This is a genomic window from Streptomyces brevispora (assembly GCF_007829885.1).
Taxonomy (GTDB): Bacteria; Actinomycetota; Actinomycetes; order Streptomycetales; family Streptomycetaceae; genus Streptomyces; species Streptomyces brevispora.
In genome coordinates this window covers 1,649,110-1,663,225 of record NZ_VIWW01000001.1, presented here as the reverse complement: position 1 = coordinate 1,663,225, position 14,116 = coordinate 1,649,110, and the positions used below count along the sequence as shown (strand labels likewise).

10 protein-coding genes are annotated in these 14,116 nt (G+C 70.2%); 2 read left to right on the top strand and 8 right to left on the bottom strand.

Annotated elements, in window-relative coordinates; genetic code table 11:
- Window positions 1–217: 217 nt before the first annotated feature.
- The 4 genes from FHX80_RS07745 to pepN all read right to left on the bottom strand — a co-directional run bounded on the left by FHX80_RS07745 (window position 218) and on the right by pepN (window position 8,874).
- Window positions 218–1,246 carry an aspartate-semialdehyde dehydrogenase gene (locus FHX80_RS07745; RefSeq protein ID WP_145763522.1) on the bottom strand — a complete coding sequence of 343 codons (1,029 nt, stop codon included), beginning with the start codon at window positions 1,244–1,246 and terminating at the stop codon, window positions 218–220.
- Between the two features lie 200 nt (window positions 1,247–1,446).
- Complete coding sequence (locus FHX80_RS07740; RefSeq protein WP_208764600.1) at window positions 1,447–4,758, bottom strand: S8 family serine peptidase; 3,312 nt, start codon at window positions 4,756–4,758, stop codon at window positions 1,447–1,449.
- Between the two features lie 176 nt (window positions 4,759–4,934).
- Entirely contained in the window at window positions 4,935–6,002 is a 1,068-nt protein-coding gene (locus FHX80_RS07735) for a hypothetical protein (protein WP_145763520.1), read from the bottom strand.
- Between the two features lie 268 nt (window positions 6,003–6,270).
- Complete coding sequence (gene pepN, locus FHX80_RS07730; RefSeq protein ID WP_145763519.1) at window positions 6,271–8,874, bottom strand: aminopeptidase N; 2,604 nt, start codon at window positions 8,872–8,874, stop codon at window positions 6,271–6,273.
- 147 nt (window positions 8,875–9,021) lie between these two features.
- On the opposite strand from pepN, the gene FHX80_RS07725 reads away from it, so the two are divergent.
- Complete coding sequence (locus FHX80_RS07725) at window positions 9,022–9,672, top strand: mycothiol-dependent nitroreductase Rv2466c family protein (protein WP_145763518.1); 651 nt, start codon at window positions 9,022–9,024, stop codon at window positions 9,670–9,672.
- A 48-nt stretch (window positions 9,673–9,720) separates the two neighbouring features.
- Here FHX80_RS07725 and FHX80_RS07720 read toward each other — a convergent pair whose 3' ends face one another.
- From FHX80_RS07720 to FHX80_RS07710, 3 genes are all read right to left on the bottom strand, one after another.
- Window positions 9,721–10,266: a DUF4240 domain-containing protein gene (locus FHX80_RS07720; protein WP_341874008.1), complete on the bottom strand. Its 546-nt coding sequence runs from the start codon at window positions 10,264–10,266 to the stop codon at window positions 9,721–9,723.
- A gap of 223 nt (window positions 10,267–10,489) precedes the next feature.
- Window positions 10,490–11,455, bottom strand: coding sequence for an aldo/keto reductase (locus tag FHX80_RS07715; RefSeq protein ID WP_145767133.1), 966 nt, complete (start codon window positions 11,453–11,455; stop codon window positions 10,490–10,492).
- Between the two features lie 151 nt (window positions 11,456–11,606).
- The gene (locus FHX80_RS07710) at window positions 11,607–12,446 is read right to left on the bottom strand and encodes an MOSC domain-containing protein (protein WP_145763517.1); all 840 of its coding nucleotides are present in this window, start codon (window positions 12,444–12,446) and stop codon (window positions 11,607–11,609) included.
- A gap of 104 nt (window positions 12,447–12,550) precedes the next feature.
- Between FHX80_RS07710 and FHX80_RS07705 the strand changes: the two genes are divergently transcribed.
- Entirely contained in the window at window positions 12,551–13,219 is a 669-nt protein-coding gene (locus tag FHX80_RS07705; protein ID WP_145763516.1) for an O-methyltransferase, read from the top strand.
- A 252-nt stretch (window positions 13,220–13,471) separates the two neighbouring features.
- Here FHX80_RS07705 and FHX80_RS07700 read toward each other — a convergent pair whose 3' ends face one another.
- Window positions 13,472–14,113, bottom strand: coding sequence for a superoxide dismutase (locus tag FHX80_RS07700; RefSeq protein ID WP_145763515.1), 642 nt, complete (start codon window positions 14,111–14,113; stop codon window positions 13,472–13,474).
- Window positions 14,114–14,116 lie beyond the last annotated feature (3 nt).

The following is a 14,116-nucleotide window of genomic DNA, read 5'->3' as shown; positions in this document are numbered from 1 at the left end:
TGCTATGTGACGTTTCCGGCCATCCTTCCATGCCGGACACCCAAGTGAAGTGGCTGTGACGTGCCACCGGCGGGAGCGTCGATGGTCCCGCGCCGGCGCATGGCCGAAATCGACGCTGCTCCGCGACGGCACCTCGCTCTCCGGCGGACAGGCGAAGGGCGGCTGCCGCGTCCCGCGCGGCAGCCGCCCTTCCCCCTGTTCCCGTCGCGTCAGCCCGTCAGCCCTTGAGCTCGGCCGCCACCAGCTCCGCGATCTGCACCGCGTTCAGCGCGGCGCCCTTGCGCAGGTTGTCGTTGGAGACGAAGAGCGCGAGACCGTGCTCCACGGTCTCGTCGGCCCGGATCCGCCCGACGAACGACGCGTCCTGCCCGGCGGCCTGGAGCGGGGTGGGGATCTCCGAGATCTCGACGCCCGGGGCGTCCCGCAGCAGCTCGTACGCGCGCTGCACGCTGATCGGACGGGCGAACCGGGCGTTGATCTGGAGCGAGTGGCCGGAGAAGACCGGGACCCGGACACAGGTACCGGACACCTTCAGCTCCGGGATCTCCAGGATCTTGCGGGACTCGTTGCGGAGCTTCTGCTCTTCGTCCGTCTCGAAGGAGCCGTCGTCGACGATGGCGCCGGCCAGCGGCAGCACGTTGAACGCGATCGGACGCCTGTAGACGCCGGGCTCGGGGAAGTCGACGGCCCCGCCGTCGTGGGTGAGCTTGTCGGCCTCGGCGACGACCTTGGAGACCTGGCCGTGCAGCTCGGCGACGCCGGACAGACCGGAGCCGGACACCGCCTGGTACGTGGCGACGGTCAGCGCCTCCAGGCCGGCCTCGTCGTGCAGCGGGCGCAGCACCGGCATGGCGGCCATCGTGGTGCAGTTCGGGTTGGCGATGATGCCCTTGGGGCGGTTCGCGATCGCGTGCGCGTTGACCTCGGAGACGACCAGCGGGACCTCGGGGTCCTTGCGCCAGGCGGAGGAGTTGTCGATCACGACGGCGCCCTGGGCGGCGACCTTCTCGGCGAGCGCCTTCGACGTCGAGCCGCCGGCCGAGAAGAGCACGATGTCAAGGCCGGTGTAGTCGGCCGTGGAGGCGTCCTCGACGGTGATGTCGGTGCCCTCGTAAGCGATGGTGGAGCCCGCGGAGCGTGCGGAGGCGAAGAGCCGCAGCTCGGCGACGGGGAACTTCCGCTCGGCCAGGATCCCGCGCATGACTGTGCCGACCTGACCGGTGGCGCCGACGATTCCGACCTTCACAGGGACTCCTTCAACGTACGAACTGGCACGGTTGCCACTCCATGATGCGTATGTCCACGGCTTTCTTGTCCAATCCATTGTCCGGGGAGCGGACAGGGCGCGCGAGAGGGACCGGACCGGGTGCGCTCAGCACGGCGGGGCGGGAGCTCATCGAGCTCCCGCCCCGCTGTTGTGCAGATCACATGATCAGTGCGACGCCGCTACGGCGCGACCTTCTGGATCACGACGCTGCCGGTGCCCGCCGCGGTGCCGCGTGCGTTCACCAGCTGGATCTCGCCGAAGAACTGCCGGCCCTCGGGGGCCGCCCCGGCGACCACGACCTGGGCGCCGACCTGGGCCGACGCGCCGGGGGCCAGGTTGACGGCCTTCGACTCGTCGACGGCGATCGTGCCGAGCGACGGCGCGTAGTACACGTCGCGGAAGTCGTACTCGGTCGTCCCGGCCGGTACGTCGTACCCGTCGATGACGATCGTGTACGTACCGGCGGCCGGCTTCAGCAGACTGACGGCCTCCTCGGAGCCCGCCGTGGTGGAGGCGCCCACCTGGGTCGCTCCCCGGAAGACGTACAGGTCGAGGTCGGCGTTGGTGTCCGAAGTACCGCCGATGGCGATGTCCAGCTTCTCGACGCCCGCGCCGATGGTGACCTCCTTGGCGTACTGGCCACCGGTGGAGATCGACGGACGCTCGACCTCGGCCGAGCCCAGCGAGCCGCCCTTGAGCTTGCCCGCCAGGTCACCCGCGTTGTTGGTGACGGTCCAGTTCACCGCGGCCGGGGTGCCGATCTTCGCCTCGGCGATGGTCTGCACCGCCGGGTCGAAGGTCGCTCCGAGCAACGAGACATCCAGCTTGTACGGGTTGTCCAGCAGCGGCGACGTACGCCGGGCCTCGACCTCGATCTCCCAGACACCGGCCTGCGGCTTGGCGTACGAGCGCGCGTCGGGGCGGCAGGTGTTGGCCGGGTTCTCGTAGTTCGGGTAGCAGTACGGCGTCCCGCCGTTCTCCACCTGCACGCCGTACGGGTGGATGGAGATGAAGCGGGTCTGGCTGCCCGAGCGCAGGGCGCTCATCGCGACCTCAAGGGTCCTGGCGCCCTCCGGCACGTTCACGAAGTACGACGTGGTGCTGTTGCGCTGCACCGAACCGGACGCCGTGAAGGCGTAGGTGGGCTTCAGCAGGTCCTTGGCGACGACGACCGTGGCGAGGATCTGCTGGTCCACCCCGGAGGTCTTCGCGTCGTCGAGCTGGAGGATCGCGCTGTGCACGCCCGCGCTGCCCGGCTTCGCCTGGACCTTGACCGTCACCGGCTTGCCGAGCGGCAGCGAGACGGTCGACGGACCGGTCAGCTTGAAGGTGCCGTCGTTGTACTTCCACGACAGCTTGTGCGTGACGTTCTTGTCCGCGCCCGTGGTGCGGGTGACCGTGACGTCGTACGACTTCGTCTGGCCGGCCCGGAGGCCGCCCTCACGGTCGTACAGACCGGTGCCGAAGCCCGGGGTCTTCAGCGCGAAGTCGATCGCGGTGTCGACCGGGGCCTTGACCGTGTACTCGTGCGCCGGGGCGCCCTGCTTCTGGATCTGCTTCCAGGCGCCGATGATGTCGATCAGACCGGCACCCTGGGCGTGCGCGGGCACCCCCTTGATCTCGGTGGCGGTGCTGGTCAGCGCGGTGCGCAGATCGGCCGGGGGCAGCTCGATGTGCTTCTGCTTCGCGGCGGACAGCAGCAGCGCCGTCGCACCGGCGGCCTGCGGCGAGGCCATCGACGTGCCCTGGAGCATGGAGTAACCGGCCGGAAGCGAGTAGCCCGCCTCCTTGACCGGCGAACCGGGCAACCAGGTCTGCGTCGAGTTGATCGACGCACCGGGCGCCGACAGCGTCGGCGTGAAGCCGCCGTCCTCACGCGGACCGCGCGAGGAGAACGGCATCATGTCGTACTTCTTGGTGACGCCGGAGCCGTAGTTGGCGGCCCAGGTCTCCTTGGAGACGGACGCGCCGACCGAGATGACGTGGTCGGCCAGGCCGGGGTCACCGATGGTGTTGACGCCCGGACCGTTGTTGCCGGCCGAGATGATCAGCTGGACGCCGTAGATGTCGATGAGGCGCTTGTAGAGCTCGGCACGCGCGTTGTTGCCGTCGTTGAGGGCCGGCAGGCCGCCGATCGACATGTTGACGACATCGACACCGCGGTTCACGACGAGGTCGATCATGCCCTCGGTGAGCGCGATGTTGGTGCAGCCGCCGGACCAGGTGCAGGCGCGCGAGGAGACGATCTTCGCGCCGGGCGCGGCACCGTTCATCTTGCCGCCGAACAGGCCGTTCGCGGCGGTGATGCCCGCGACGTGTGTGCCGTGCTCGGACTCGATGACACCGATGCTGACGTAGTCGGAGGTGTTCCCGGCCGCGTTGTACACCACGTTCTTGCGGGTCTCGACGACGAACGGGATGCGCTCGACGACATCGGTGCGCGGGTCGTCCGTGCCGAAGTAGGAGACCTGGTGCTTCTCCTTGTACGGATTCAGGACGTCGTCGTCGGAGAAGTCCGCGTTGTTGTTCAGGTCCACCCGGGTGGTGCCGGTGACCGGGTCGTACAGCACGGCCCACACGTCGGTGGTGTCGCCGTCGCGGTTCAGGTCGCCCGCCATGTCGCCGCCCTTGGTGGCGGCCTCGGCGAACAGGCTGATCCTGTACGAGCCCTTGGGCGCGGAGTAGGTGCGGCCCTTGTAGGTGAACGTCGGACCGGACACGGCGTCCGTCATCCGCAGCCAGGTGCCGTCGCCGTCACTGACCGGGTCGGTGGCCGTCACCCAGTCGGTGATCTTGCGCTCGCCGGTGGTGGTCTTCTGGAGGGCCGGGTGAGCGATGTCGACGCCCGCGTCCAGAATGCCGATGGTCACGCCCCGGCCGTCGGCCTTCGGGTGCTGCTTCACGAAGTCGACCGCACCCGTCTCGAACGACGGGTTGTACGGGTTCTTCGCCGGAGTCTTCTTGTCCGGTGCCGGGTAGGTGCCGGTCGACTTCGCCGTGGTCTTGGCGCCGGTCGCCCGGTCGGCCGCGGGAGTCGGGTCGTCCAGCATGATCTCCTGCTTGAGATCGATGCCGTGGACGGAGGTCAGCTTCGACGCCGCCTTGATGGTGGCCTCGGCGGTCGCGGTCGGCACGGTCGCCCGTACGTACCCGAGCTTGTCGTACGCACGCCCCAGCACGGAGCCCTTGACGGCGTCCAGTTGCTTGGTGACCTGCGCGGTCGCACCGGGTGCGGTGGCGACCATCATCGTGATGTTCTTCTCGCCCTTGGCCCGCGCCTTGGCGAGCAGATCGGCGTCGGCCGTGCCGAGCTTGTCCGCCGTGGCGTTGCCGGCGGCGGCCTTGACCGGGGCGGTGGCCGGGTCGTCGGCGGCGAAGACGGGGGCGACACCCGTGGCGGCCAGCGCGGCCACCAGACCGGCTGCGGCGGCGACTCGGGCCACGCGTCTCGCTCCGGGTATGTAACCGGGGGATTCGGAGGTCATCAGCATCCCTGTATGTGAAAGTGAGAGTCCGGAAATCGGTACCGGATGACCGCTCACCCTTTCGTAAAGGACAGGGGTTTGTGGAGAGTTGTGGTGTGAGAGTTGTGAACATGGCGGACTTTCGCCACCGGTACCGAAGCGTCACGCGGGATGAAACGGTCGATAAGCAGCCACCGGGAGCCTCACCGGGGCAGGATCATCACGTACGCGGCCGGTTCACGGGCGGCAGCCGCCATCAGCGCCGTCCGCACCACGGCCGCCTGCTCCTCCAGTGAGACGCGCAGTTTCTTGGGGGAGAGGTGGACGACGGTGATCCCGAGCCGTTCCAGGTGCTCGCGCCGGGCGGCGTACGCGGACCACTCCGCCTCGTGCTCCTTCTGCGGGCGGTCGTCGCCGAGCCGGCTGTACCGCGGCGCCCTGGTGTCCAGCTCCAGGGCGACCGCCTCCCCGGGCCAGTAGGCGTCGGCCCCGCCCAGAGGCGTGCCGCCCGGGAGCCGCAGGTCCACGTTCCACAGCGGTTCCGGGAGGCCGTGCCCCCGCACCAGGTCGTACAGCCGGTCCTCCGCCAGTGCCCGGCCCTCGGCGAGCAGCGAGTCCACCGCGTTCGCCACCTGGGGGCGGCCCAGGGCCTTGACCCGGTTCAGTTCGCCGACCACGACGGCCGGTTCGCAGTGACCGGCGCGGACCGCCTCGGTGAGCAGCCGGCGTACGGCGAAGGCGTCGGCGAGTCCGGCGACGGCATCCGCCAGCGCACGGGCCACCGGGGCCACCGGCAGCCCGTCCAGCAGCTCGGGCTCCGGCAGCTCGGGCGTCCGCACCAGCCGGACGTACCCGGCCGACCGCGGCCGGCGGACCCGGGGCACCAGCACGTCGATGCGGTCCAGGGAGATCGCGGGCGGCGCGGCGGCGAACCCGTACAGCGAGAGCGCGGCCAGTCCGGTGACCATCGCCTCGCCGTACGCGGGGTCGGTGCCACCGGTCCGCGCGGGCCCGGCCCGCCGTCCGGAGGCCGGTGGCCGTCCCGCGTGCAGCAGGGCGGACCGCAGCCGCTCCCGGTCGCTGAGCGGCCCCGGATGCAGCACGTAGACACCGGGCAGCGGCCGCTGCCACGGACCACCGGTCCCGCACTGCCCGGCGGCCTGCGCGGCGGAGATGCCGCGGGCCTTCAACTGGGCTGCGGACAGTACGCGTTGCCGCACATCGGAGGTGACGCGGAAGTGGCAGGGAGGGAGCGGGGCGTTCTGGGTCATGCTCCGGGATATCCCGCTCGCGACAGGGGGCGTAACCCCTGTTACAGGCCCGTCGACATTCCAGGACAACGCCGTCCTAAAGTACAGACGTTCGACAGCCGAAAAGGCCCGGCCCGCCGGGATTGCGAACCGGCCGCAGGGGGCGCGCCCACCCCCGTCGCGCGCCTCCCGCCCACACCCCCGGCCCGTCCGGCGTTCAGGGACCGAACCCCTCGCCGGACGGGCCGGGACCGGCCCACCGCACCGCTGCCGACCCCGGACCGGGCCGTCAGACGGCTGCCGCCGTCGCGTCGCACTCCTGCGCCCGCAGCCCGCGCGCGAGGTCGTCCCGGGCCTCCAGCACCAGCCGCCGCAGCGCCGGTGCCGAGTCCGCGTGCGCCGCCAGCCACGCGTCCGTCGCCGCAAGCGTCGACGGGTCGTCCTGCAGGGCCGGGAACAGGCCCTTCACCACGGCCATCCCGATCTGGATCGACCGCTCTGCCCACACCCGCTCGATCACCTCGAAGTACGTGCCCGAGTACGGCGCGAGCAGCTCCCGCTGCGACGACTGCGCGAAGCCCAGGATGGTGGCCTCCACCAGCGCGTTGGACAGCGCGTCCGACTCCACGACACCCGCCCACGCCTGCGCCTTGACGGCGGCCGACGGCCGCGAGGCCAGGCAGCGCACCTGGTGGCGCTTGCCGGACGCGGTGTCGTCGCGGGCCAGCTCGGCATCGATCACCGACTCGTCGGCGAGCCCGTGCGAGGCCAGCGGGGACAGGAACGCCCACCGGAGCTCCTGGTCGACGTCGAGCCCGTCGATCCGGGCCGTTCCGCCGAGCAGCCCGGACAGCAGCTGGAAGTCCGTGTCCGACGCGGCGACCGCCGCGAAGAACCGGGCCCAGGCCAGCTGGTGCTCACTGCCCGGCGCCGCGAGCCGCAGCTCACGCAGCGCGCCCTCGGCCAGCGCCCGGCCGCCCTCCTCGCGCCACGCGGGCGCCGCGTAATGCACCAGCGCGGTCCGGGCCCAGGCGTGCAGCATCTGCAGGACGCCGATGTCCGTCTCCCGGCCGGAGAAGTCCAGGACCAGCGAGACGAAGTCGCGGGTCGGCATCAGCCCGTCCCGGGTCAGGTTCCACAGCGCGGACCAGCACAGCGCCCGCGCGAGCGGATCCGTGATGTCACCGAGGTGCGCGCGCAGCGTGGTCAGCGACACCTCGTCGAACCGGACCTTGCAGTACGTCAGGTCGTCGTCGTTGACGAGGATCAGCTCGGGCCGCTCGGCCCCGGCCAGCTCCCCGATCACCGTGCGCGGCCCCGCCACGTCGACCTCGGCCCGTGCGTAACGCACCAGGTCGCCGCCGGAGGTGCGCCGGTACAGGCCGACCGCGACCCGGTGCGGGCGCAGCTCCGGGTGCGACTGCGCGGCCTCCTGGAGGACCGCCAGCTCGGTGATCCGGTCCGCGGCGTCGTATGTCACGAGCGGCGTCAGCGAGTTGACGCCCGCGGTCTGCAGCCAGGAGCGCGACCAGCCGGTCATGTCCCGACCGGACGTCTCGGCCAGCACCGACAGCAGATCGCCCAGCTGGGTGTTGCCGTACGCGTGCTTCTTGAAGTAGCGCCGGGCGCCCTCCAGGAACGCGTCCCGTCCCACGTACGCCACCAGCTGCTTGAGCACCGAGGCGCCCTTGGCGTAGGTGATGCCGTCGAAGTTGAGCTTGGCGTCCTCCAGGTCACGGATGTCGGCCGTGATCGGGTGCGTGGACGGCAGCTGGTCGGCGCGGTAGGCCCAGGACTTGCGGTTGTTGGCGAAGGTGATCCAGCCGTCCTCGAAACGGGTCGACTCCACCATGGCGAAGACGCCCATGAAGTCGGCGAACGACTCCTTGAGCCACAGGTCGTCCCACCACTGCATGGTGACGAGGTCGCCGAACCACATGTGCGCCATCTCGTGCAGGATGACGTTGGCCCGGCTCTCGTACGCCGCCTGCGTCACCTTCCCGCGGAAGATGTACTCCTCACGGAACGTGACACAGCCCGGGTTCTCCATCGCGCCGAGGTTGTACTCGGGCACGAACGCCTGGTCGTACTTCCCGAACGGGTACGGGTAGTCGAAGTTGTCGTGGAAGAAGTCCAGGCCCTGCTTGGTGATCAGGAAGACGTCGTCGGCGTCGAAATGCCGGGCGAGCCCCTTGCGGCACAGCGCGCCGAGCGGGATCTCCAGCTCCGTGCCGTCGTCGAAGGTACGGGTGTAGGAGTCGGTCACGTAGTGGTACGGACCGGCCACGACCGCCGTGATGTACGTGGAGATCGGCTTCGTCTCGGCGAACCGCCACACCCCGCCGTCACGGGACTCCTCGGCCCCGTTGCTCCAGACCGTCCACGCCTCGGGCGCCGTCACCCGGAAGCGGAAGGGGGCCTTCAGATCGGGCTGCTCGAAGTTGGCGAAGACGCGCCTGGAGTCCGCCGGCTCGTACTGCGTGTAGAGGTAGACCTCGCCGTCCTCGGGGTCGACGAACCGGTGCATTCCCTCGCCGGTCCGGCTGTACGCGCACTGCGCGTCGACCACCAGGACGTGGCTGCCCTCCGGCAGGTCCGACAGCGCCACCCGGGTCCCGTCGAAGACGGCCGCCGGGTCCAGCGCCGTGCCGTTCAGCGTCACCGCGTTCACGGCAGGTGCGATCAGATCGGCGAAGGTCGACGCACCGGCGCGTGCCGTGCGGAACCGGATCGTGGTCACCGAGCGGAACGTCCGCGGACCGGAGCCCCGCTCGCCGTCCCCGTCGGGCTCGCCGATGGCGGACCGGACGTCCAGCTCGACGTCGTAACCGTCGACGGTCAGCAGCTCGGCCCGCTCGCGGGCCTCGTCGCGGGACAGGTTTTCACCGGGCACGAGCACACTCCTTTGTGTCACGTTCGAATACTTTGATCCTCCCATGCCGCCTCCCGGCCGGGCATGCGGGAATGGCCGGAGCGTCCGTCGGTGTTCTCGCGCAGAGATCTCGCGCACAGATGGAGATCGGTCCGGTTGAGGAGAGACATGTCTGACAACAGCACGGCAGCCCGCAAGATCCCCGCCGATTTCTGGTTCGACCCGCTCTGTCCCTGGGCCTGGATGACCTCCCGCTGGATGCTGGAGGTCGAGAAGGTCCGCGATGTCGAGATCCGCTGGCACGTGATGAGCCTGGCCGTACTCAACGAGGACCGGCTGGACGAGCTGCCCGAGGAGTACCGCGACATGCTGGAGAACCAGGCCTGGGGCCCGGTCCGCGTGGTGATCGCCGCCCAGCAGAAGCACGGCGACGACATCGTCGGCCCCCTTTACACGGCGCTCGGCACCCGCTTCCACAACGAGGGCGAGGGCCCCACCCGTGAGGCGATCGTGGGCGCGCTGAAGGACGTCGGCCTGCCGGCCGAGCTCGTGGAGTACGCGGACTCCGACGCGTACGACACCGAGCTGCGCGCCTCCCACAAGGACGGCATCGACAAGGTCGGCCAGGACGTCGGTACCCCGGTCATCGCCGTGCCCGGCGCGGACGGCGAGCAGATCGCCTTCTTCGGCCCGGTCGTCACCCCCGCCCCGAAGGGCGAGGAGGCGGCGAAGCTGTGGGACGGCACGCTGCTGGTCGCGTCGGTCCCCGGCTTCTACGAGATCAAGCGGACCCGGACGGCCGGGCCCGACTTCTCCTGACCGCGAGGGTGCGGGCCCCGTGCGTCACGGGGCCCGCACCCGGCTGTCTCACGCGTACAGCGCGTCCAGCTTCGGCAGCCGCCGCGCCATTTCCTCCTCGTCGTCGAAGTCGAAGTCCCACGCGGGGTCCAGAGCGGGGAAGTCGACCGTGAACGAGCCTCGGGGCAACTGCTCGCCCGTCACCCGGCGGTACGCGGCCCACACCACCCCGAGCATCCGCTCGCACTCCAGCTCCTCGTAGTCGGCCGCGACCTCCTTGACCGACGGCAGCTCCGCCAGCGTGTCCGGGTCCCCGATCACCCGCTCGAACACGTCACGGCCCTGTCCGATGAGCCAGCCCCGGAAGTAGTCGAACCCGTCGTCCGAGCAGCCGCCGTTTATCGTGTACGCGGCGGCCCAGAGCGGCGCCCGGTAGGAAGCCGCCATCAGGTCCCACAGCAACTGCTGCGCCACGACGATGTCGTGGGCCGGCCGCTCGGTGAGCAGGTCCGAGATCCGGTCGGCCACGTCCTCCACGTCCGCCGGGTCCGTGACCAGGGCCCGGGCGTCGTCGATCAGCTTCCAGAAGTCCTTGGTGTCCATACGGTGCAGCATGCAGCAAAGGTCTGACATTGATACTCGTAGCGGGTTCCGGTGGTCGTGGCTCAGGGTCTGACTGACGCCCTGCTGGGCTGTCCTGCAGTTGTTCTGTCCGGCTGCCGGGACCCGTTCAACGGGCCGCGGACCGCCGGTCCGGGAGCTTTCTCACGCTCCCGGACCCGCGGTCCCGGACCTTCGCTCCCGGACCTTCGCTCCCGGACCTTCGCTCCTGTACGGCTCAGGCGTAGAAGTCCCGCTGCCACCGGTGCTTGGCCAGCACGCCGAGCTGGTCCGCGGTGAGCGGACGCCCGTCGCTCAGCGCGGTGTTGCGCTCCACGTTGCGCACGCTGCGCATGCCGGGGATGACGGTGGAGACCGCGGGCGAACTCAGCACGAACCGCAGCGCGTGCTCCGCGACGGCGTCCTGCTCGATGCCCAGGTCCGCGACGATCGCCGCCACCCGCTGTTCGACCTGGGCCGGACGGTCGTCGCGGAAGTAGCGGTTGCGCCAGTCGCCCTCCGGGAACGTCGTGCCGGCGGTGATCCGGCCGGTCAGCCCGCCCTCGTCCAGGGCGACCCGGACGATGACCCCGACACCGTGCTCCTCGCAGGCCGGCAGCAGTTCGTCGGCCGGTGACTGGTCGAACACGTTGTAGATGACCTGGACGCTGTCCACCGCACCGCTGCGGACCAGTGCGAGCGCGCTCTCGGGCCGGTGGTCGTTGACGGAGACCCCGAACAGACGGATCTTGCCCTCCCGCTTCAGCTCGGCGACCGTCTCCAGCCAGTCCCCCCGCCCCACCCACTCGTCGTGCCAGACGTGGAACTGCAACACGTCGAAGTGGTCCAGCCCGGACGCGGACAGACTGGTCTCCAGGCTGGTACGGATGTGCTCGCCCGGGAACACCTCCGCCGGGTCGGTGCCGTCCGCCGGCGGCCACACCCCGTTCTTCGGCGGCACCTTGGTCGCGACCAGTACGTCGTCACCGGTCCGCTCCCGCACGACCTGCCCGACGATGCGCTCGCTCTCGCCGTAGCCGCGCGCCGTGTCGATGAAGTTCACGCCGAGGTCGACGGCCCGGTTGAGCGCGCGAACGGATTCGTCCTCCCTCGCACCCACCCAGCTGGACTCACCGATGCCCCACGCGCCGTAACCGATCTCGGACACCGACAGCCCACTGCGTCCCAGCTCGCGATAGCGCACAACCATCCTCCACGTCATCGTTACCGGACCGGCCGGGGCCGAGGTCCCGTACCGGCAAATGGCTTCGACGATAGGCGACTTGCGCGCTGCGGTCAGGTGGGTTTCGGTGCGTTGACGGAGAGGGGCGGGGGCGGGGGAGCGGCAGGGGCTTCTACGGGCCGACCAGGCTGTGGACCGTGACCGGGTCGCCGACGTTCACCACGCCGTCGCAGACCACCGCGTTCTTCACGCCGAAGCTGACCCGGTTCCCGTACTCCGCCTCGCGCCGGTACGTCGCCAGGGTCCTGACCGGTTCCGGGCCCTTGCGGCGGCCGGTGCTCTGGTCGACGAGCGGGACGCTGCACCGCGTCGCCCGTACCGAGTGGGCGAGTTCGACGGAGCCCATGGTCATCCGCCGCACCCGGTCCTCGAAGTGCGGTTCGTCCTTGCCGGTCAGGACGATGTTGGGGCGGAAGCGGTCCATCGGGACGGCGTCGGAGTCGCCTCGTGCCGCGATCCGGGCGTTGAGGTCGTCCAGGGAGGCCGTCGAGGTGACCAGCACCGCGTGCGCGTCGGCGAAGTTGACCTTGCCGGGGGTGTCGCCCCAGCCGTCCCGGTCGAAGCCGGGGGCCGCCCGCACCAGGCGGGACTTGGCCCCGAGTACGTCGGAGAACCATTCCGCGACCGTTTCCCCCTGGTCGACGGCCGCGCCGAGTGGGCGGTCGAACATGCTGACTTCGCGGCGCGGGCCGTCCCGGTCGACGTCCAGACGCAGGGGCTCCACGCCCTCTGCGGAGAGTGCCAGCACCGCGCCTGAGCGCAGGACGTCGACCCTGATCGCGGCCATCGCGGGGTGCGTGCGCTGACTGCGGAAGGCGCCGTCCGCCGCGTCCACCACCATGAACGTCCGGTCGTGCTCAAGGCCGGTACCGATGACCTGCGCCGAGCCGACCGAAGTTCCCGCGCAGCCCTTGACCGGGTAGTACACCAGCTCTCGCACGGTGATCGTCATGATGTCCTCTCCGGGGGAAATGCTGATGCCGCCATCATCCCATTCGCCTCACATGGGGTAAGTTCCTTTTAGGAACTTAATCGGTGCCGAGAGGGGATCATGCCATGACGCAGGCGCGGTGGGCCGAGGTCGACGACTACTTCAACGCTCTGCTGGTGGGCTCGGACGAGGCCCTGGACGCGGCCGTGGAGGCCAGCGAGAAGGCCGGGCTGCCGGCGATCCAGGTCGCAGCCAACCAGGGGAAGCTGCTGAACCTGCTGGCCCGGCTCCAGGGGGCGCGGACCGTCCTGGAGATCGGGACCCTGGGCGGGTACAGCACCATCTGGCTGGCCCGCGCGCTGCCCGAGGGCGGCAGGCTCGTCACGCTCGAAGCCGATCCGGAGTGCGCCGAGGTGGCGCGCCGGAACATCGAACGCGCCGGCCTGGCGGATGTCGTGGAGATCCGGGTCGGCCTGGCCCTCGACACGCTGCCGGAGCTCGCGGAGCAGGGATACGGGCCGTTCGACGTCGTGTTCATCGACGCCGACAAGCCGAGCAACCCCGACTACCTGGCCTGGTCGCTGAAGCTGACCCGGCCCGGGAGCCTGATCGTCGCCGACAACGTCGTGCGCGACGGAGAGGTGGTCGACGCCACGAGCGAGGACCCGAAGGTGCGGGGAGTGCGCCGGTTCACCGAACTCGTCGCGGCCGAGCCGACCTTGACCGCGACCGCTCTGCAGACGGTCGGCAGCAAGGGGTACGACGGGCTGATGGCGATCCTCGTCACCGGCTAGCCGCCGAGGCCGCGGCGGTCGCCAAAACCGCGGCGGTCGCCGAAACCTGCCCGGCCCTGTCGCGCCGGCCCTGTCGCACTGGCCCCGGCATACTGGCCCCGGCACACCGGCCCTGTCGCGCCGGCCATGTCACGCCGGACCTGAAGAGGGGTCCTCGCCCGTCATGTCCGGGCGAGGACCCCTCGTTCATCCGCCTGCCCGGTGAAGGTTGAGAAGACGATCACGAGGCAGGACGATCAGGGTGCCCCTCGCTCAGGGGGCGAGCAGCAGTACGTCCGCGCGCTCCTTGGCGGCCGCGTACCGCTTCGCCACGTCCTGCCAGTTGACGACGCGCCACATCGCCTCGATGAAGTCGACCTTCTGGTTCTTGTACTGCAGGTAGAAGGCGTGCTCCCAGGCGTCGAAGACGAGGACCGGGACCGAGCCCTGGCCCACGTTGCCCTGGTGGTCGTAGACCTGCTCGACGATCAGCTTGCCGCTGACCGGCTCGTACGCGAGGACGCCCCAGCCGGAGCCCTGTGTGGTGGCCGCGGCCTTCGTCAGCTGGGACTTGAAGCCCGCGAAGGAGCCGAAGGAGTCGGTGATCGCGTCCGCGAGGTCGCCGACGCCGTCCGCGGCGAGGGGCTCGCCGCCGCCGTCGCCGGTCATGTTGTGCCAGTAGATCGAGTGCAGGATGTGGCCGGAGAGGTGGAACGCGAGGTTCTTCTGGAGCCCGTTGATCGCTCCCCAGGCCTCCTTGTCGCGGGCCTCCTCCAACTGCTCCAGGGTGTCGTTCGCGCCCTTGACGTACGCGGCGTGGTGCTTGTCGTGGTGGAGCTCGACGATCTGCGGATTGATGACCGGTTCGAGCGCCGCGTAGTCGTACGGGAGTTCCGGGAGCGTGTACGTGGCCATGGT